Source organism: Haloarcula sp. JP-L23 (assembly GCF_011602445.1).
Lineage (GTDB): Archaea > Halobacteriota > Halobacteria > Halobacteriales > Haloarculaceae > Haloarcula > Haloarcula pellucida.
The window spans coordinates 170602-190281 of the sequence record NZ_CP050016.1; the positions used below are offsets into that span (position 1 = coordinate 170602).

Below are 19680 nucleotides of genomic sequence, written 5' to 3' on the forward strand. Positions count from 1 at the left end.
CTTGCACTCACCGCGACCATCATAGAAAGATATTTATAATAGTTATGGGTACACATCTACGTGTATGCCACGTCATCTCTTAGGGAGTCGATTTGCAATTATGCACCGTTCGGAGAACGGAACAAGATCCGGTGAGTGAGCATGTCGGCAGACCACTCGAAGTCGTTCCACTGGTCGATGCTCGTGACGTTGGTCTTAATCGGCGTTATTCCCTCGTTCTCTGGGGCGCTGATCAACCCGACCATTCCAGCAATCCAGGAGACGTTCGCCCACCTGCCGAACTCGGAGACGCTGGCGCAGCTCGTTAGCACAACCTCTGCGTGGGTCGTAATCGTCGTCGCGCCGCTCACGGGGTATCTGCTCGATAAGTACGCTCGCAAGCCCATCTTGATCGCTGCAGTGATCATCTACGGTGTCGGGACGAGCGCCGCGTTCTTCCTTGACTCGATCTACCTGATCCTCGCAACGCGTATTCTTGATGGCATCGCTGTCGGTGCACTCATGGTGACGGTGCCGACACTCATCGCAGACTACTACTCAGGCAATCGTCGCGAATCGGTTATGGGTTACTACGGCGCGGTACAGGCTGGTGGCGGTGCTGTCGCAGCCACCCTTGGGGGTTACATCGCGTCAAGTATCGGTTGGCGATATATCTTCCTCGTTTTCGCCGGGGCGCTTTTGTTCGTCCCACCGATCATTCGATTCCTGCCGGAACCCGATGTGAAAGAGTCGGAAAGAGACAACGAAGTCAGCCGGCTTGAGGCAGCCGCCAAGATCGTGCGGGAAGCGCCTGCGAAGTTAGTGGCCGGTATCTACCTCTTGGTGCTACTCGGGATGATGGCGACCAATCTCGTCATGATTGAGGTTCCGTACTATCTTCAAAGCTCCCTCGGCGTGGGCGGTTCACAGATCGGGCTGGTGATCTCGGGCGTGATGATTGCGGGCGTCGTTGCCGCCACGCTGTACGGCCGCATCAAACAACACGTGCAGCACATTACAGTGATGGCAGCCGCCTTTGCCGTCGGAGGGGCTGGTTTCCTCCTGTTCACAGCCGCCAATTCCGCCCCACTCGTGATCGCCGGCGTCGTCATCGCCGGTGCGATGGGATTCGGCATCGTCATGCCCACGGTCAACGACTGGGTCGCATCGGTCGTCCAGGAGGAAGTCCGCGGGCGCGCCCTAAGTGGTATCACCATGATGACCTACGGTGGGTTTGCGCTCTCGCCGTTCGCTCCAATGCCGCTTGTGGATGCATTTGGGCGTGTGGGGATGCTCCGGACTGTTGGCTACGCCCAACTCGTCGTCGCAGGAGCCCTCGTGACGGCCTGGTTCGTGACCCGATCTACCGTTGACTCAACGGTGAACAAAACGCCGTCCGACGACTGATCGTTGGTGGAAACCCGGTGAGATCGGCGCCAATCGGTCACGGTAGTCAAGTCGAGCCTCACCAGTAAGCGGTGTCACATAACGCGACACGTTCTTCTAATCTGCCGACCATTTACGGAAAGTGAATTTTATTACATTTGATGGTCACTAGTATACATATGACAGTAGAGTCAATCCTGCTTCCCGTCAGCGTGCGCCGACTCGTTGACGTCGCTGTGGAAAGCGCCAACCCGACCGATGCCACCGTCGTAGTGGCTCACGGGCAGTGTCTAATTGAGCGGCTTTGAGAAGCGAGCAGATCGTAGCGAGAAGTGCTCATGAACTCGCAGACCTGCTCAACGAGACGTTAGATGTGGACAGCCAAGACGTTTGGGTGAACGAGCGCACCCCGACACCCGTCCGGCGATTCGGGGTGCGTCTCCACACGGCAGGGCTGTCGATCAGGGAGACGGTCGCAATCTTAGACTTACTGGGTGTCCAACGCTCACACGGTGCGGTCTGGCAGTGGACCCATCGGCTGGCCGACAGCGACTCGGACCCGCTGACGGCGAAGTTGTCGCGGGTCGCTGTCGACGAGACTGCTGTCCAAATCGGAACCGAGTGGTACTGGCTATACGCGGCAGTCGATCTTGATTCGTTGTATCTGCTGGATATCGCGAGGCTCGAGAGCCTGTGCACACTGGAACATCAAGACCGTTCCCTAAGGGTCACGCTCAGTGTAGCTTCAACCCTGAACTTGCCGGTCCTCTTCGATTTCAATTTCGACCGGGTAGAGCCGGCGTAGCTTGATTCGTGCGTCGTCGGTGGTGAACTGCCAGTCGATGAGTCGGTTAGCCGCGTTCCGATGATCTTGCCACGCAGCGACCTCCGACCGGAGAGTCGCTGCGTGGTAGATTCGACGGTCGAGACACTGTCGTTTGAGCACACCCAGTTCGATCTCGGCCATATTCAACCAGCTTCCTTTCTTGGGCGTGTAGTGGAACTCGAACCGATCAAGGTACGCTTGGGCTTCATTCGGCGGGAAGAACTGATAGAAGCCAGCGGGGTTGTGCGTGTTGAGTTGATCGACCACCACCCGGATGCGGTCCGCATCCGGGTAGTGGTTGTCTGCGAGTTCGACCATCCGGTCGATGAACTCGGTGGTGCGTCGTCGCTCGGTGACTTCGACGTTCACCCAGCCAGTCAACGGTTCCGTGGCGAGGTGAATCCGTTCTTTCCCGTTGCGTTCGTAGCGGTGATCGACACGGGCGACCGCTCCCGGTCGCGCCGGGAGCGGGTCGCGTTCGTGCCCACGGAGTGCTTTGCTGGATTCGTCGAAGCAGATGACTGGACGCGTCTCGTCGTATGGTTCGTGGTAGAGGTCGAGAACGTCCTCCATATGGTAGACGAAGTCAGCGTCATTCTCGGCTGGGATCGACCAGTAGTCAGAGAGATGGGGTTTCAGGGTGTTTTTTTAGCCGCTGTCGGACGGTTTCGTGAGAGATCGACTCGAAGTCGATCTCGTCGAGGGTAACGAGTTCGTCGGCAAGGAGATGCAGCGTCCAGCGAGCGTGTCCTTCCGGGGTTCGCTACAGGCGAGTCGGATGAGGTGGGCTTCGGCGGCACCATCCATTTTGACCTCGTATTCACGGTCGGGCTTGCGGCGATGAATCGCCGCGAGCCCTCGCTCACAGTATGCTTTGCGCGTGTTAGAGACCGTCTTGGGAGAACAACCGACGTGCTCACTGATTTCCGAATCAGTGAGCCCGTCATCGGCTTTCAGTAGGATCCGTGCTCGTGTATTATCCTCGGCCTTGCGTTCACCGGTCGAAATGAACCACTCAAGCGTGTTGCGGTCTTCCTCAGACAGCTCCACGACGTATTTCTTCGCTCCCATTCCAGTAGATACGCGCCCAGAGGAGATAAGCAGGTACACTCACGGTTGAAGCTACACTCAGTGTATTTGTTCGGTAACTACGAGCCAACCCCTTTTAGAGAGACGGGGGGCATACTACTCGGCTTTAGCTGTGAAATGAGTTAGTTTGCTACAGTGTATCATCCTCCTCTGTCATCTAAATAAGAGTGGGCGGTTTTTCACCCAGACATAACAAATTTACCATGCAAGATTTTAATAGATGGAACCACACTCTTGGCGTATGACCCCCTCCGAACAGGTTTCTAAAACAGCAGAATTCACTGTAGAGAATATCGGCGGTATCGACAGTTCCCACGTTTCGATTTCCCCTGGTGTGACTGCTCTCACTGGGAAGAACGCGACTAACCGGACGTCGTTCCTCCAGTCAATCATGGCAGCCATGGGAAGCACTCAGGCGACACTGAAAGGTGATGCCGACGAGGGACGCGTCCAACTCGATCTCGATGGCGAAACCTACGAACGGACACTCACCCGAACAGGAGAGACAGTCGTGTTTGACGGCGACGGCTACCTCGACGATCCCGAAGTCGCCGATCTCTTCGCCTTCCTACTGGAAACCAACGAAGCGCGCCAGTCTGTCGCCCGTGGCGACGACCTTCGCGAGATTATCATGCGTCCCGTCGATATTGGCGACATAAAAAATAGAATACGCGAATTAGAAGAACAAAAAGACAAAATCAATGACGAACTAGCCACTATTGAAGATAGAAAAACGGATATCCCCGAACTCGAACAACGGCGACAGCAGATACAGGAACAAATACAAGCCAAAAAGGACTATCTTGCGGACAAAGAAGCAGAAATTGACGAAAGCAATCGAGATATTGAGTCGAGTCGGCAGGAACAGGAAGCGCTGGAAGAGAAACTCGACGAGCTCCGCTCGACGCGCTCAGATCTTGAATCGACGCGTCGCCAAATCGAGACGCAAAATGAGAGTATTACCTCACTCAAACAGGAACGGAGCGAGCTTGAGGCCGATATCGAGGAGTTGCCCGAGACGCCGATGGGCGATCACCAGCACCTCGACACCGAGATTGAACAGCTCCGCGAGAAACGCCAAACGCTGAATTCCCAGATTTCCGACCTCCAGAGCCTCATCCAGTACAACGAAGAGCGATTAGAAGAAGACGACTACGAGATACTCGAGGGGCTCGATGCAGCTGATCAGTCTGAATCAACTGGGTCACCGACCGACGAACTGCTTGCTAGCGGCGATAAGTCAGTTATGTGTTGGACGTGTGGGTCAACAGTCGAGCGTGACCAGATCGAGGATACTGTCGAGCGCCTCCAGGAACGCCGGCAGGACCTGATGCAGGATCTTAGCGACGTCAAGTCTGAGCTTGAAGATTTGAAAGCTGAGCAGCGCGAATCCAAACAACAACAGAAGCGGCGTGAAGAGATCGAGCGTAAGCTCGCGGACATCGACGACGAACTTGAGAGCCGCAACGCGCAACTCGACTCGCTCAAATCCCAGCGCGAAGAATTAACCGACGACGTCGAAACACTCGAAGCCGACGTCGACGACCTCGAATCGGGCGACTTCGAGGAAGTGCTCTCGCTCCACAAAGAAGCCAACCAACTTGAGTTTGAAATCGACAGTCTGGAATCTGATCTCGAGGACGTCACCGAGGAAATCGAGGAGATCGAGGAAATGCTCGACCGTGCCGAAGACCTTCGAGAAGAACGCGAGGACTTGGTGGAGCAATTGACCGACGAACGGACGAAGATCGACCAGATCGAAGCCGACGCCGTCGATGAGTTCAACGAGCATATGGACGCGATGCTCGGGATTCTGGACTACGAGAATCTCGACCGAATCTGGATCGAACGTGTCGAACAGACGGTACGGGAGGGCCGACGGAAAGTCGACCAGACAGCGTTCGATCTCCATATCGTCCGGACCACAGAGAACGGGGCAGCCTACGAAGATACGGTTGAGCACCTGAGCGAAAGTGAACGCGAAGTTACGGGGCTCATTTTCGCCCTGGCTGGCTATCTCGTCCACGACCTGCACGAGACGGTCCCGTTCATGTTGCTTGACTCGCTGGAAGCCATCGACTCGGACCGGATCGCCCAGCTCGTCGACTACTTTGAGGAGTACGCCGACTATCTCGTAGTGGCACTGCTTCCGGAAGACGCAGCGCCACTCGGCGACGACGTGACCCGGATCACCGCCATCTGAGCGCCGTCGTCGTTCAGACACTCGGTTTTTCCTTGCAGTGGTGCTTTGGTCTTGTGTACACATTGTGCAGGTCACCGAACGCTTTCGAGATGCGGAGGACGAGCTATCGAGGATAGTCGTCTGTCAATGTGTGTCGTCCAGACACCGAGGGCAGTGATTTAATGGGCTGTCCCACGAATCAACAGACATCGGATAGCCTAGGTGTATACACATGTGGTCAAATGACTCGCGGTCACTCCCGGACTGGATCATGGAGGCATACGAGATCCTCGAGTCTGGAACGGAGTCACCGACGGACGGAATCACTCATGAACGGGCACAGACGCTGTTGCGCGCTCACGAGTCGTTCCCAGCCGATCAGGCAGACACTGAGTATGCTATCCAGCGGCTGATTGACTACGGCTGGCTCTACGAGGTTGAGGGCGAACTACGTATCACCGACTCAGAGTCCTAAACTACACGGGCAGCCACTCGCACAATTCCGAGAGGTACAATTGTAGTGCTAGCACAACTCAATCATTTTAGTAACGCATATGGCACACAACTATTTTTGATCAAGTCAATGTCGTCATGACATACCATGCCACATCTGAGCCATTAGTGATTCGGACGTGAGCCAAATATATCCTATCTATTTAAGTAGATTGGATATGCAAGATTAAAATTAACGATAGCCAATACACTTTTTAACCTCCCGAGTGACGGATATGGGTACGATAGGAGTTGATTTCACCAAGCCCACGGTTCCGTATATGACAGCATTCTAATACAGTGGGACAATAGGTCATTCGCTGCCCACTCGCGTGGGGTCACGCATTCGATCTGGTCTCCCAGGTCAGTTACCGCATCGCTAGCCAATCAGAGCCATCAGCATCCAGACTATGAGTACAACACCACGGTCACACACCGAATCACCCTCCAGGAATCACTCGCAGAGTCGCCTCCATGCTGTCCGCAAGCGTGCCCGCCACGGATTGCGGTCCATGACCGGCCGTCCATTCCTCCAGACCACGATGCAGCTAGCGCTGGTGGCCGTCCTGTTCAGCGGGCCGGCGTTGGCACAGTCCGACGTCGGCTCGGTATACTGTGGAACGCCGGTCGAAACGGGCATTAGTGTCGTCTTCAGCGCGCTTGCGGCTCTGGGTCTGCCGGCGGGGATGTTCTTCACCGGCCGCAGTGGACTCGCCTACATGCGGTCGACGGGTAATCCGAACGCACAGAATCAGGCTCGTCGAGACCTCATCCTCTCGGGTATTGGACTCGGCGTCGTCATCATGGCGTTGGTCGCGCCGGAGATCGTGGCGAAATTCGGGAACGAAATCGGCTTCTCGTTCTCTGATTGCGTGACGCCCTTCGCTGGCGGCTCTAGCTAACCCACCACAGCCCTCCTGCCAACCCGACCTGATGTCCGCCCTGCATCGCCTCCTCGTGGCCACAGTCATCACCAGCAGTCTGGTGACGCCAGCTGTGGCTGCGTCGACAGACATGGCGGCTGGGCGAGCATCGGTCGACAAACCGCTCGCTCAACAAGGGCATCAGTGCTTTGCCGACGACTCACCGCGGCCGGAGCAGCCGGGCACGAACCCCCCAGCGTACACACATACGTTCGACGCGGCGTTCTTCCGAGCGTACTGGTCCGGCGATCCGGATTACCGACAGACGACGAACGCCTCGGAGCCTGCGGACTCACTGAGTCAGATCGGGCGCATCCCCTGTGCCAGTGACATCACGTTCATGCAGCCACCAAACGTCGAAGCGTGGAACGACCGCGAACTCGAACGATATCGACGAAACAGTAGGTCCGCGTATCCGACACGGGCCGCGCCGACGTCTGGTGTCGTCGACGACACGTATATCGAGATCTTCGCGGTGAATCCCCTGACCGTGGTTCACCAACCAGAAGGGACGACGCAGTACGCCAGTCCCAACGGGACGGTCAGGACGATTGGTGCCTACTCCGGGTCGGCACCTCGCTGTCCGGATGAGAACGACATTGAGATTTCCTGCCATGTCCAGTCGACCACGGTTGACCACGTCGCGCTGTACGTCGACGGCGAGCGACAGGACACGGCGTCGTCGCCAACTGCAGAGCTCCAGTACCACAACCTCAGCGGACAGTCAACGCTGACTGTGCAGATGCAGGTCACCGTGACTGTCGAAAAACGGTGGGACGATCCGGATGAGAATGACACGGACGTTGCCCATCCGACGTTCACCACGACGGTGTCTGATTCACGGCAGGTCACGGCCTACAAACTCAACGCATCGGAGATTACCGTCTCACTGGCGGATCACCGCAACAGTACCGGTGTCAGCATGACGGTGCCAGACCTGTGGCGGAGTGCCTCGTTCGAGACGGGCGATACGATCCATAGTCGGTGGCGATTCTACACCCGGAGTCCCGAAGGCTGGGCTGCATGGAACTCGACGTCGGGCGGGGAAGCTCCTGTCTCGCAAACGGTCCGCCCCCTGCAAGTACATGCCATCCCGGCAAAACAGGGCCCGCTTGCGAACAGCGACCAGCACTCGCTGGCGGCACAGGGCCAGTTCTACGAGTTGGGTGACGACTACGACCGAATCCAGCGAGATTTCGTCGTGACGCACCGCCCGGGGCCTGAGGCACGTACTCCGCTGCTCGGCCCCGAAATCCTATTGAATCAGTCAGCGACCACCACCCGGACGGACCGGGTCACCGTTCGGGCGAACAACTCCCACTCGTTCCGAGCGTATAGCTTGCCGAACGTAACGGGAATTGTCCGCGGAAGTTACACCGAGGGCAGATTGTCGGCGTCGAAGACGGTCAGTGCGTACCCGGCGAATATGACCGCAAGCGTCGTGAACCGGACGCGAAACGCGACGACGCTGTCGGTAACGGTCGAATCGACGCGCGGCTATCCCGTCGATTTTGGGACAGTGACTGTGACCGCACGCAATCACACGCGGTCGCATACGTTACAGCCCACCGAGCGAGGGACGTTCACCATCACTCTACCGGCGCGCGGCATCGACCGGGTGCTGCTGACCTACCGGCCGAAGTCCCACTGGTGGGAGCAGTCGAACCCGGTATTCGGAGATATCGTCGCGACGGAGCGAACAACGACGGTCGAGTCCGTTGCGTCGACCTATCCGCTATTCGAGACGATCGTCTCGCTGATCGTCGCGACCGCGCTGTGGTTCCTCCCGCTTGGACTCCTCCTGTATGGAATAGACATCTGGACGAATGGACGACTGTTAGGACTCTACTCACCATGAGTGACAACACTACCACTACAAGTACTGCACGTTGTATCGACCGACGAACGCTTTTGAGCGGACTGGGCGGCGGATTAGTCGCCCTTGCTGGCTGTAGTGACAGTACCGGCTCATCGAATAGCACAGACCGGTCGCCGGCTCCGAGCCCGAGCTCGGAAACGGATGTTCTTGAATCGGTTACGTTTGAGGGGAAGAGCGGTTATGGTGCTCGAATCATCGCGAAAATCGAACTTGGAGAGGACTCGAAAATCACCCAGATTGGCTTAATCAACGGGAAGGGAAACGAAGTTCACAGAGCCCTCATTTCGGAACGCGAAACGGTCGCCGAGTTCGTCGTTGCGCGCCAGACAGATGCACCACCCGATAGAATCACTCGTGGCGAAAACACGCTGGTGTTGGTTGGAGATGAAACAGAGACAGAAATCCCGCTGACTTACTCTACTTCACTTGATCTACTCGATGTTGTGGGGCCAAGCGAAAATTCAGAGTTACCTGAGCCACATCGCAGATTACGGTATCCCATCGGGCTTGTTGTCGAAAATACCAGCAGTTACCCAGATATCATACAGGCTGTCGTCTCGAAAAAAGGCCCACATTTGGAGAACTTCGACTTGGAGACTTCGACGTACGAACTCGATATGATGGTTAAGTCAGGAGAGACGAAATTGTTACCGGTACGAAGCTATCTAGCTCAAGATTACACTTGTTCAGAGAGCCACACGCGACAGGCTACAATGACCCTGAAAACAGCATTTAGTAAGCCGGTGTCTTTCACTCAGGGGTTCAGCTATACTCCGAAACGAGAGGGTTCTGTAAGATTTCTCCTGAAGGGATCAAACGATGATTGACCGTCACCTAACGTCGACTCCAACGCCGACCGAATAATATGCAGAGTCTTGAAACTCTCCGAGATACGTTCTACCAAGCGCTAGTCGACTTGATGGGTTATTCCCTGGTGCGTTTGAGAAGTGGCTTCGCGACCATGTAATGAACACGCTCGTGAAGCCGCTTACAGGAACTCCATCTCCGAGAGGACCCGGTCCCACTGGTGGTTTCAATATTGCTTTTCAGAGCGCCGTTAACAGCCGTGGGCCACACTCATAGAGAACATCTATATAGAGTATGTCTTAGGGCTGGCGTTAGGAATTCGCTCTTGTGAAGCACGTTGTTGATTTTCAGAGGGCGGCGTCGAGAGCATGTTTGAGCGCTTCGTCACCTGGTTTTCTGTAGAGTTCGCAGCGGAGCTGAAAGGCTCTAAGATACGGTGTTAGCTTGTCTTTTGACACTCCTCGGTGGGGCGAGAGCCACCGTCGCGTCAGCGACGCGTGGCTCTCGCAGCTGTTGACGTGGATATCGCCGTCAGCGTATTCGCCGTCGCCGTGGACGACGTATTTGCGGGTGAATGCGTCGTCTTCTTCGAGCGAATCGTAGGCCCGAAATCCGTCCGTATAGACGGTCAGCGACTCCTCACCGTGGTTAGCAAGCAGGAGTCGAACGGTCGATTTGTCGGCGGATTTCGCTGGGACGACGTACCGATCGTCCGAGCCCCGGTCGACCAGCGTGAACACCGGCGGTTTGTCCCCGTCGTACGAACCACGCCCGCGCGTAGACAGGCCACGCGAGCGCGACTCCCGGTCGCGCTCGCGGCCTTTGAGACCGGCAGACACGTACACTTCGTCGATTTCAACCGGTCCAGACAGCGTGATCGAAGGCGCGTCGAGCGCTCTGGCGAAGCGCTCGACGCGCCGTCTCACCGTCTTGTAGGAAAGATCGAGTTCCGCCTCAATCTGCCGAATACTCGTGTTGAACCGTAAAAACACGTAGATCGTGAAGAACCACTCTTTCAGCGAGAGCTTCGAGTGAGCGAAGATCGTGCCGGTCTTGTCGTTGAACGTCCGACCGCAATTCTTACACAAATACCGCTGATACACCCGATAGCTGCCGTTTCTGACCGTCAGGTCAGAACGGCAGCGGGGGCACTCAACGCCATCACGCCAGCGAACCTGTTCCAGCAGGTCCGCTGCAGCCGATTCCGACACGAATCGGCTCATTGGGAACATATCGGGCACCGCTGGCGCGGTGCCCTTGCCCTCTTCGACTTTCAGCCGCAGCTCTCGCTATCAACAATCTACTTCCCAAGAGCGTAGGAATTCAATTCATTGTCGTTGCAGCAGTTGGCCTACGCTACCAATCAATGAACCCGGTTATCCGGAAAAAGGTAGGCCGTCGGCTCTTTATTGCGTTCCTATCCTCTTTTTCTGGCTCCCGTTGGCCTCCATGGCCCTACAATTCTTCAACGCAATCGGAACAAATATCGGTACATTCGCGGCTGCTAGAGAAGGGTCAGTAGCCGCCGAGATTTTCGTTTTCAATTCTCTTATGTCATTCACCCCGTCGGTTGCGTTTGTCTTGCTCTTTGTTTTGCTCTACATCTACGCGAAGGTTCTCGCGATCTCGATTACTCGCTGGATTGGCGTCATACTGCTCACACTGGCGATGCCGCTTGTGGCGACGTTCTGGGCCATCGAGGTGTGGCCGTTCGGGAAGTTCAGCGGCCTCTCGAAGCAGATTGCTGCGACGTATCCCGGACTCATCGCGGCAAGCCTACCGTCGGCATTGCTCATCCGCATCGGCATCGAAGTGAATGACTGGGGGGTGCCAGGAATGGGGCTCTTCGCTGCGCCCCTCCTGCTGTACCTCTCTGCGGAAGCGCAGAAAATGCTGATTCAGAAGTGCAGTCCTGCGCTCATCCAGATGAGCGACCAGGCCTGGGCTGCAGGCAAAAAACCCGTCGAGGTCGGCGGTGCTGCCGCCACACTCGGTGCCTACGCCGTCGGCGGCCCGGCAGCTGGTGGTGCAATGACTGCCGCACAGAGTGCGATGCAAGGCAACTCGACTGGGACCGCACTGGGCGCTCGCATGGTCCATCGCGAGCTGTCCGGCAGTGCACCCTCTGGAAGCGGTCCGTCACAGGGGCCAAGCGGGTCAGGATCCAGCGGGACTGGCGCAGGGAGTGCACCAACTGGAACCGGCGGAGGTGGTCCGCCCGGCACCTCGGCGCCGCCGACGAGTAGCTCGTCAGGTGGGTCTGGCAGTACTGGGCGTTCGTCCCCATCAATGGGGACTACGTCAACCGCCGGGAGTTCGTCAAGCCCCGCTGCTGCAGACCCATTCGAGCACGCCTTCGGCGGGGAGACAGACGACGGGACGACCGCCGACAGTAGCGAGGTCACATCGCGGCAGACGGAACCGGCCGATGGTGACCAACTCCGAAATCGGCCAACAGCCGTCGTCGACGGCGAGGAAGTACCGTATAATCGGGATGATACCACAGTGTATCACCACGACGCAGACGCACCAGAGGGCGGCAGCACTACAGAGTCCGAGTCCAGAGTAGAACAGCTCCATGAAGCGCTAAAGACAGACGACGATATCCTGGGGCCGGACGCGTACCGGTTCCCGGACGACAGCAGCGCCCGTATTCAAGAGATGGAGGACACCGATGAGTAACGCATCGACTGACGAGTTCAACACGAATATCGTCCACGACGATCTCGGCGGGACAACCGAGTTCTGGGGACAGTACACGTTTGGAGAGTTACTGCTGTTCATCCTGCCCGTCTTCGGGTGGCTCATCTTCCTCGGGATGCCGTTCGTACCCTCGGGGTTCCTCGTCCCGGCAACAGGCCTGCTCATCGCGTCGGAACTGTTCCTGCTCGGGCTCCACAAAGCCCGGCCCCGGTACTATCGGCTGACCGAGTGGCTGGCAGTCCGCCTCCGGTGGGCCATCAAGAAACCCGAGTATCTCTTCGACGACGGCGCACAGGACACGCGGTCTGTCACCCGTGTCGACCGGGTCCTTCCACACGGAATCAAGCGCGTCGACGGCGCACATCTCGGCGCGGTCCGAGTTACCCCCGCCAACATGGCCCTGCAGGATGGTGAGCAGTGGCAGCAGGCAGTCCGCTCGCTCACCGACCTCGCGAACTCACTGGAAGGAGAGACGGACCTGTACGTCACGACCCGAGAAGTCGACCAGTCGGATCACATCCGCGCCCATCAGGAGCGCCTGAGCGATCCCGACACGAACCAACTTCCCATTCTCCGAGGGCTGCTAATGGAGTGGGTCAACCGCTACACAACCGACGATGATGAGCCAGTAGCCGGAACGGAGATGGAACGAGAGTACTACATCATCGTCTCAGTCACCGACAACGATATCGATGCGATCGACCGCGAGTCTGCGTCGCTGCTCCATACGCTGGCAGAAGTGCCTGTCCTGGGCCGTCTTGCTGAAGTCGTCTCCGCCGATGGCCTTACCCAGAGTGAGCACGAGACCTACAAGGCGAAGAAACTGAAAGACCGCGTCACGTCGACGACTCGCGCAGTCAACAGTCTGTACCGGTGTAGCGGCGATCCGGTTTCGCCGCTCCAGTTGGCGAAGCTCACCAAGGAATACTGGGCGTGTGGGTCCCAGTCGTTCGGAGCTCTTGCGGAGACGTCTGGCATCTCCCCACTGCACTACACTCGTGGGCAGGATGCAGCGACGCAAGACCTCGATCGAGAGGACTTGCAGGAGGGCGTCCCTGAGTTCGACGATGTCGATACCGATGCAGTTCCGCCGGCGTTCCATCAGCCCGGCCAAGAACAGCAGTCATTGCTCGCGCCATCAGCGATTGACTGGTACGAGGACTACACGGTACTCGATAGCGAGACGTTCGCGCGGACGTTCTGGATCGAGACGTTCCCCGAACATCCGACCAATGGGATGCTCGAACGCCTCCTGTTGGATACGGACCTGAAAGCCGACGTCTCCATCCATATCGACCCGTATGACTCGCAGGATGCCGTGGAGGTTATTTCGGAATGGGTCTCCTCGCTGCGGGTCTTGCAAGAGGACGTCGGCGAACTCGATAGTGAAGACCTCCAGCATGATATCCAGCGTGCGAAGTATATTCGACAGGCCGTCCGCCGGAATCACACGTCGCTGTATCAGGCTGGCGTGTTCATCCGCGTCACCGCAGACTCCAAAGAGGACCTGCGCCAGCAGACCACCCAGTTAGAGACCCTGCTGCGGGACTCGCCGGCGAACTGCTCGATCAAGAGGGCGACCCGGCGGCAGGAACAGGGGCTAGTGACGGTCTCGCCCATCGGCGGGAACGAACTCGGGCGCAACCGTCTGTCGTCGATGACCGGTGAAGCACTGGGATCGCTGTTCCCGTTCTCGTCGAACTACCTGCGGATGGCCGACGGCATCCAGTACGGCACCCACGACCACAACGACTCGACGGTGCTCATCGACCCGTGGGAGCTGGAGACCGGCCACTCGGAACTCGTTACGGGGATGCCCGGCGCCGGGAAGACCCACGGCACCCAGGCCCGAGCGCTGCGGATGCTGAAAAAGCGCTCGGACGTCAAGCAAGTTTACATCGATCCGGTCGGGGACATGCGTGGGAACGCGCAGGTGCTGGACGCGAAGACCATCACTATCAGCGGGGACACGCCGTTGAATCCCTGCGAGATGCATCCCACGCCCGAGCATGTCCTCGAACAGTCGCCGGATATGGAGCCTGTCCGGGCGAAGATCGACGAGGTGTACGGGGTCATCATGAACTTCCTCGCATCACGGGATATCGACCTCGACATGCACAGCGGCCTGATCACGTTCCTCATCCAGACGGTGTTCGAGAAGTCCGCTATCGAACGGGATGTCCCGTCGACGCACACGCCCGAAAATTCCCCGACGATGCAGGACATCCTCGACCTCATCGACGAGATTCAAGCAAATCCGGAACGGTTCCCTGGTGCCGAAACCGAGAGCGCGAAACAAAAAATTCGGGAGTACGCCGACGAGCTGTCAGTAGCGTTGCAGCCGTTCCGCAGAGGGAGTACGTATGGGAACCTCGCGGAAGAGTCGAATCTGAATCTCATCGACAACGACAGCAAAGGCGTGTATCTGGATCTCCAGCAGGTCGAAGGCTCCGGCGAAGGGCTGGGCAAGCAGTCGTTTATCATGCAACTGCTGCTCTCGACGCTGTACCAGCAGGCCAAGAACATGGAGACGAAGGTGGAGGTCATCATCGACGAGGCCCACTACCTCTTCGCCGACGACGCCAACCTGGCGTTCCTGAACCAGATTGCCCGCCACCAGCGACATGCGGGGATCCGACTGGTGATGCTCTCCCAGACACTCAAGGAGTTCTACGACGGCGACGCCGCCGAAGAGATCGCGGGGATGTGTCCGATCATGGTGCATCACCGGGAACCGAGTCTGGATGCTGAGACCGCTCAGCGTGCTGGCCTGACCAGCGAGCAACAGCACTACGTGAACAATGCCCAGGCCGGGAAAGAATCGGTCGGCAACGGCCAGGGCTACAGCGAAGCGCTAGTCCGTGTCGATGAGCAGGGCGACTACCCCGTCCAGATTCGCACCTCGTGGGAGGAAAAGCGTGTCATCGATCTCGACACGACAGGGGATGATCCGCTGGACGTCCTGATTGAGAATCGACCTGAACAGGTCGAAGCGTTCGACGAGTTCCTCACCCACGAAGCGATGGTGAGTGACCTGACCAAACAACACGGACTGACCAGAGACCAGGCCGAGACTCTCCTGTCCGGGGTGTCGGATGCAGAACTCCTCGACGTATTGTCGGTCGCGCTTGACCGGGCGACCGACGCCGGCGAGGAGCGTTCCAGTTCATCATCGGCCGACGACGGACAGGACGCAGCAACGGCAAATCGTACGACAACTGACGGTAGCGACGACCCGCTTACTGATTCTATGACACAAGTACTCGATTCCATGGAGGCGCAGCGCCAGTCAACTACGACGAACGGTACAGCCCCAGCAGCGCACGACACTGGTGGTGATGCTGATGAGTAAACACGTGACCTTCTACACATCGGATGAGCAGAAGGAGATGATCGATCAGATGGCAGACAAACGAGATATGAGCCTCTCTCAATACTGTGTACTCGCGCTCGATAGACAGCTTGCTCGCGATGTCCGTTTGGAGCGCATCTCGGAGACTGACCTGGACCAGCAGCTAGAGCAGATGCAGGACGAAGTTCTTGACGAGATAGAGTCAACGTTTGCGCCGTCGACTGAGGAGGAACAGTTCTACGGGGTTGCCCTGTGGAATCTCCTCAGCTCGGAGCATCCCAGCGAAGCACAGGCCGATGCGATGTCAAACGCGTCGGAGCAGCTGGACAGAGGACTTGAGAAACTCCGACAGAAGGAGGATGATGCATAATGTCGGATGCTCGTTTGCAGGTCTACACGAATGAGGAAGTGGTGGAGATGGTTGAAGAGCAGGCTGAGCAGGAAGGCCTGTCAAAGTCGGCGTATTGCGAGATGGTTCTGAAGAATCATCACGATATGGAACCGGAGAAGCGCCACTCTCGGTACTCGGCTGATACGGATCTCATATCGACCATCAACGACGCTGTCGGTGACCTCGCCACCTCGATAGACGAACTACAGGACAACTCAACCCCAGATTTCGAACACCTCCAGTCGCTGCGGACGATGTACGTAATGGCGCTCTGGGAACTGCTCAAACACGAGTACAGCCCGGAAGAACGCGAAGACGCGATCAAACGGGCTGCTCTCCGGCTGGCTGACAGTCAAACGGGAGCGAGTGCTCTCTCGGAGGATGATGCCGAAGCGGCTGACCAGGTGTCGTCACTCGCATCCTTGCTCGCTCCTGACTCATGATTCTGAAAACTGACTTCCAGCGGTCCGGTGCAAGGGACCTGCTGAAATACATTCGTCGGGACAGAGAGACAGACCGGCAGAAGGTGCCGCTTCGGGACCGGACTGGCCGGGCACTCCCCGAAGAACAAATCGAACAGTTCGTCAAGAAGAGCGAACGGTTCGGGTTCCAGCGCCACTTCATTGTCTCGCCCCATCCGGACGCTCAGTTCTCGCCCCAGGCGGTCGGCGAGAACACACGCGAGTTCATGGAGGACGCGTTCGGACGACAACCAACGACAGACTACGTGTACGCTATCCATGAGGACAGCGAGATTGTCCACTCGCACGTTGCTGCGACTGGGACCGAACCGGAACTGCAGATGGCTAAGGACGATCTTGAGCGACTCCGTGACCGTGCCAGGGAGGTCTTTCGAGAACCCGACCGCCTCAAAGAGCGGGCTCCCGAGCGAGCGTCGGCGATCACTTCTGATGCTGCCCACGATCAGGCTCGCGACTCTGACCTAGCGGAAACCACCGACTCCGACTCGACAGTAGTTGAGGAGTCAGAGCGGGAAGTCACGCCGGATCGTGACTTCGACCGTGGCGGGGGACGTTGATGCCACAAGACTCTCAGTCGTCGACGCCGCCGGGACAACAGCCGGCGGAATTGCCGGCCAGTCTCAAGTACGACGAACCGGCGATGATCGTCTGGAGTCTATTCATGCTCTTGTTCCCGCCAATGTGGATGGACGGGGACAAGCCGTTCCACAAGCGGTTCTGGGCCTGGCGATATATCTACCTCGGTTTCCTTCTCGCGACCGCGTTGTACTACGCTGAGGCGCTTCTGCGCGGCGACTATCTCGTGTTGGTGCTGTTCCCGTTTGCGCACGTCCTCGCCGCGTTCTCGATCACCGGCCTGTTCATGGGATTCCAGGTGCCCGGCGCTGCGGTTCCGTTCGTTCCCTATCCCGTCGCGGCGACGACGTATGCTGGGCTCGTGGTGACGATCGGTGCTATCGAAGTCGGTCGACGAACCTCTCCCCAACTGTTGACCCGCGAACCATGGGACTGTGAAGATGACGAACTGGTCGTCCCGTACGGGGATATCGAGACCAAACACGACGACGCACCAACCCCACCGACACTCAAACAGGACGTCTCGACGGCCGTCATCGGTGAAACGGGGAGTGGAAAGTCCTCAGCCATGCAGTTGCTCGCCTACCAGCTTCCCTACAACGCGGACACTGCCATCATCGCACACGACGCTGGCGAAGAGTTCCAGCAGTTCTACTCTGATCTCGGGTTCGACGTCAATCGTGTCGGCCTCGACGGCGATATCACGTGGAACCTGTTCAAGGACGCCGAGTCGATGCAGGACTTCCGCGAAATCGCAGCCGCCGTCTTCGGAAACCCGGACGGTCACAACCCGTTCCACACACCGGCCAAGCAGGTCTTCGAGGACATGCTCATGTACCTCCATCTGGAGGCCCAGCGGAACAACCGCCGGGACAACCTCTCGCACATGGATATCGTCTCGCTGCTCGAAGAGGGGCGGGCTGGCATCTACAAGAAACTCGACCGCTACGACCGACTCGAATCCGATCATCTGGACACTGATCAAGGGAAAGGCGCACAGAACGTCTACCAGACGCTCATCGAGTATACCCGGCCGGTCTTCGTCGACGACTTCGGAGACCATGGATCGTTCTCGCTGCGCGAGTATATCCAGAACCCCGACGGCCGCGTGCTGATCATCGACTCCAGTCCGTCGCGGATGGCAACCCTCGGCCCGATGTTCCAGCTGCTCATCGACTGGTCGATCCGCTTCGCGATGGAGTCACCCAACCCAACGGTCCACGTACTCGACGAAATCGATCAGTTGCCACCGCTCGGCCAGATCACGAATCTCACCGCCCGTGGTCGTAAGGAGAAAGCACGGGCGCTCGTCGGCGTCCAGACGATCGGCCAACTGGAGGATACGTATAGCGACATCTCCGGAATCCTCGGCAACTGCCCGCAGGGCCTGTACTTCGGGCCTGGCGATGCCCAGTCGACCGAGTTCATTCGCAACGAGATCGGCGAGCGACGGATCCTCGACCGCACCGAAACCCATGCTCTGTCACGGAATACGGGTGCGAAAACGCAGCGCTCGCAAGCACGCGAAAGTGTTCGGGAGACGGAAAAAGCGCCCGTCACGTCTGGGCAACTCCGGGATTTCGAACCCGGCGAGTGTATCACCGTCACGCGAACGGCTTGGTGGCACGGGCAGACGTACGAACTCCATCAGGTCCGCGACGACTTGCCCGACCGTGGTGTAGACTCGCCCGGAACGCCCCGTGAGGAGGACCCCGACGGTGGGCTGACGGAGACAGATAGCTGGATAGAGCTGGTCAAGCAGTATGTTGCTCGACGGGAGACGGCTGACGATGGCGTGAATGACGACCAGTCTGTCGATGAAACAAGCTTGGATGTGTGGGCGGATCCGGATGTTGACGAGACGCCGGCGATTACGTACAGTGACCGGCACTGGCAGGATGCACTCTCACGCCTTGATGTCGATAGCGCCCCGATCACGCAGGGACAGAACGTCGACGCCTTCTCGGACCTGTGTGCGATGCTCGACCGGCGGGTGCTGGACTTGCCTGAGGGTGAAGAGGTTACCGCCGAAGTTCGTGAACTGCTCATCGAGGTCTACCGTGCGACTGGACTCCTGCCCTCAGAGGTCCTCGATGAGGTTGAGAAGCGAACCAGTCTTCTCCGGATGAGCGATACATTCCGCGAGACCTACATCACGATGGCGTTGGCTAGCGATGCGACAGCTGTCACGCCAGCCGACGAGAGTACCGAGGAACTGCCGCACACGCTATTCGAAGAGCAACTGGACTCGCCACTCCCCTCGGACAGCGATAGCTCGATGTCAGCAGACCAGTGTGGCGAATCTGGGCGTCAGATGGATGCGGAAACGGCGATATCTGATACGGGGTCACCAGTGTCCCCAGACGATACTGACACCCGAGACACAGCGACTCCTGACTCGATGTCGGCCAGTGACTGCGAAGATCAAAAGGGCCCCACTGATGACAATGACCGATCGTCGAAAACTGCATCTGACCCAGCGTCCGACACCAACTCCGAGTCGGCTGACGACGACGTCGACGCGGCAGACTTCATGTAACCTCTCACGCTGCTGGGTCACGTGGCTCGCTCCTGATTGACCTGCTTCTCCCGGCGCTTTCGTCTTGGCACATC

At 58.0% G+C, this 19680-nt stretch carries 13 protein-coding genes and 2 pseudogenes; 13 read left to right on the forward strand and 2 right to left on the reverse strand.

Features of this window, described 5'->3' with window-relative positions; translation table 11 throughout:
- Positions 1-141 precede the first annotated feature (141 nt).
- A complete protein-coding gene (locus tag G9465_RS22105) occupies positions 142-1386 on the forward strand; it encodes an MFS transporter (RefSeq protein ID WP_166974673.1) in 1245 nt (414 codons plus the stop codon).
- Positions 1387-1684: 298 nt separating this feature from the next.
- Positions 1685-2041, forward strand: a pseudogene (locus G9465_RS22110) (IS6 family transposase); the annotation flags it as partial.
- 69 nt (positions 2042-2110) lie between these two features.
- Here G9465_RS22110 and G9465_RS22115 read toward each other — a convergent pair.
- Positions 2111-3262, reverse strand: a pseudogene (locus G9465_RS22115) (IS630 family transposase).
- Positions 3263-3521: 259 nt separating this feature from the next.
- Between G9465_RS22115 and G9465_RS22120 the strand changes: the two are divergent.
- The 5 genes from G9465_RS22120 (at position 3522) to G9465_RS22140 (ending at position 9583) form a co-directional block, all read left to right on the forward strand.
- The gene (locus G9465_RS22120) at positions 3522-5483 is read left to right on the forward strand and encodes an archaea-specific SMC-related protein (RefSeq protein WP_166974676.1); all 1962 of its coding nucleotides are present in this window, start codon (positions 3522-3524) and stop codon (positions 5481-5483) included.
- Between the two features lie 250 nt (positions 5484-5733).
- A complete protein-coding gene (locus G9465_RS22125; RefSeq protein ID WP_227015859.1) occupies positions 5734-5937 on the forward strand; it encodes a hypothetical protein in 204 nt (67 codons plus the stop codon).
- A 529-nt stretch (positions 5938-6466) separates the two neighbouring features.
- A complete protein-coding gene (locus tag G9465_RS22130; RefSeq protein WP_227015860.1) occupies positions 6467-6856 on the forward strand; it encodes a hypothetical protein in 390 nt (129 codons plus the stop codon).
- A gap of 94 nt (positions 6857-6950) precedes the next feature.
- Positions 6951-8735: a hypothetical protein gene (locus tag G9465_RS22135; protein WP_166974682.1), complete on the forward strand. Its 1785-nt coding sequence runs from the start codon at positions 6951-6953 to the stop codon at positions 8733-8735.
- Positions 8732-9583, forward strand: a complete 852-nt coding sequence (locus tag G9465_RS22140; protein ID WP_166974685.1) for a hypothetical protein — start codon at positions 8732-8734, stop codon at positions 9581-9583. The genes G9465_RS22135 and G9465_RS22140 overlap by 4 nt, the downstream gene beginning before the upstream one ends.
- Positions 9584-9910: 327 nt before the next feature.
- Here the strand turns inward: G9465_RS22140 and G9465_RS22145 are convergent, their stop codons facing one another.
- Positions 9911-10795, reverse strand: coding sequence for an IS1595 family transposase (locus G9465_RS22145; protein ID WP_166974688.1), 885 nt, complete (start codon positions 10793-10795; stop codon positions 9911-9913).
- A gap of 217 nt (positions 10796-11012) precedes the next feature.
- Between G9465_RS22145 and G9465_RS22150 the strand changes: the two genes are divergently transcribed.
- Genes G9465_RS22150 through G9465_RS22175 form a run of 6 tightly spaced genes read left to right on the forward strand, consistent with a single transcriptional unit; the run spans position 11013 to position 19606 of the window.
- A complete protein-coding gene (locus G9465_RS22150) occupies positions 11013-12245 on the forward strand; it encodes a hypothetical protein (protein WP_166974691.1) in 1233 nt (410 codons plus the stop codon).
- On the forward strand, positions 12238-15618 hold the full coding sequence (locus G9465_RS22155) for a VirB4 family type IV secretion system protein (protein ID WP_227015819.1): 3381 nt from the start codon (positions 12238-12240) through the stop codon (positions 15616-15618). The genes G9465_RS22150 and G9465_RS22155 overlap by 8 nt, the downstream gene beginning before the upstream one ends.
- Complete coding sequence (locus tag G9465_RS22160) at positions 15611-15988, forward strand: hypothetical protein (RefSeq protein WP_166974694.1); 378 nt, start codon at positions 15611-15613, stop codon at positions 15986-15988. The genes G9465_RS22155 and G9465_RS22160 overlap by 8 nt, the downstream gene beginning before the upstream one ends.
- A complete protein-coding gene (locus G9465_RS22165) occupies positions 15988-16452 on the forward strand; it encodes a hypothetical protein (protein WP_166974697.1) in 465 nt (154 codons plus the stop codon). The genes G9465_RS22160 and G9465_RS22165 overlap by 1 nt, the downstream gene beginning before the upstream one ends.
- Positions 16449-17048, forward strand: a complete 600-nt coding sequence (locus tag G9465_RS22170; RefSeq protein WP_166974700.1) for a relaxase/mobilization nuclease domain-containing protein — start codon at positions 16449-16451, stop codon at positions 17046-17048. Before G9465_RS22165 ends, G9465_RS22170 begins: the two co-directional genes overlap by 4 nt.
- Positions 17048-19606: a type IV secretory system conjugative DNA transfer family protein gene (locus tag G9465_RS22175; RefSeq protein ID WP_166974703.1), complete on the forward strand. Its 2559-nt coding sequence runs from the start codon at positions 17048-17050 to the stop codon at positions 19604-19606. The genes G9465_RS22170 and G9465_RS22175 overlap by 1 nt, the downstream gene beginning before the upstream one ends.
- Positions 19607-19680 lie beyond the last annotated feature (74 nt).

Excerpts from the sequence above, each read along its gene's own strand:
- G9465_RS22105 (WP_166974673.1), top strand. The coding sequence starts at position 142 with ATGTCGGCAGACCACTCGAAGTCGTTCCACTGGTCGATGCTCGTGACG.
- G9465_RS22120 (WP_166974676.1), top strand. The coding sequence starts at position 3,522 with ATGACCCCCTCCGAACAGGTTTCTAAAACAGCAGAATTCACTGTAGAG.
- G9465_RS22125 (WP_227015859.1), top strand. The coding sequence starts at position 5,734 with ATGGAGGCATACGAGATCCTCGAGTCTGGAACGGAGTCACCGACGGAC.
- G9465_RS22130 (WP_227015860.1), top strand. The coding sequence starts at position 6,467 with ATGACCGGCCGTCCATTCCTCCAGACCACGATGCAGCTAGCGCTGGTG.
- G9465_RS22140 (WP_166974685.1), top strand. The coding sequence starts at position 8,732 with ATGAGTGACAACACTACCACTACAAGTACTGCACGTTGTATCGACCGA.
- G9465_RS22145 (WP_166974688.1), bottom strand. The coding sequence starts at position 10,795 with ATGTTCCCAATGAGCCGATTCGTGTCGGAATCGGCTGCAGCGGACCTG.
- G9465_RS22150 (WP_166974691.1), top strand. The coding sequence starts at position 11,013 with ATGGCCCTACAATTCTTCAACGCAATCGGAACAAATATCGGTACATTC.
- G9465_RS22155 (WP_227015819.1), top strand. The coding sequence starts at position 12,238 with ATGAGTAACGCATCGACTGACGAGTTCAACACGAATATCGTCCACGAC.
- G9465_RS22160 (WP_166974694.1), top strand. The coding sequence starts at position 15,611 with ATGAGTAAACACGTGACCTTCTACACATCGGATGAGCAGAAGGAGATG.
- G9465_RS22165 (WP_166974697.1), top strand. The coding sequence starts at position 15,988 with ATGTCGGATGCTCGTTTGCAGGTCTACACGAATGAGGAAGTGGTGGAG.
- G9465_RS22170 (WP_166974700.1), top strand. The coding sequence starts at position 16,449 with ATGATTCTGAAAACTGACTTCCAGCGGTCCGGTGCAAGGGACCTGCTG.
- G9465_RS22175 (WP_166974703.1), top strand. The coding sequence starts at position 17,048 with ATGCCACAAGACTCTCAGTCGTCGACGCCGCCGGGACAACAGCCGGCG.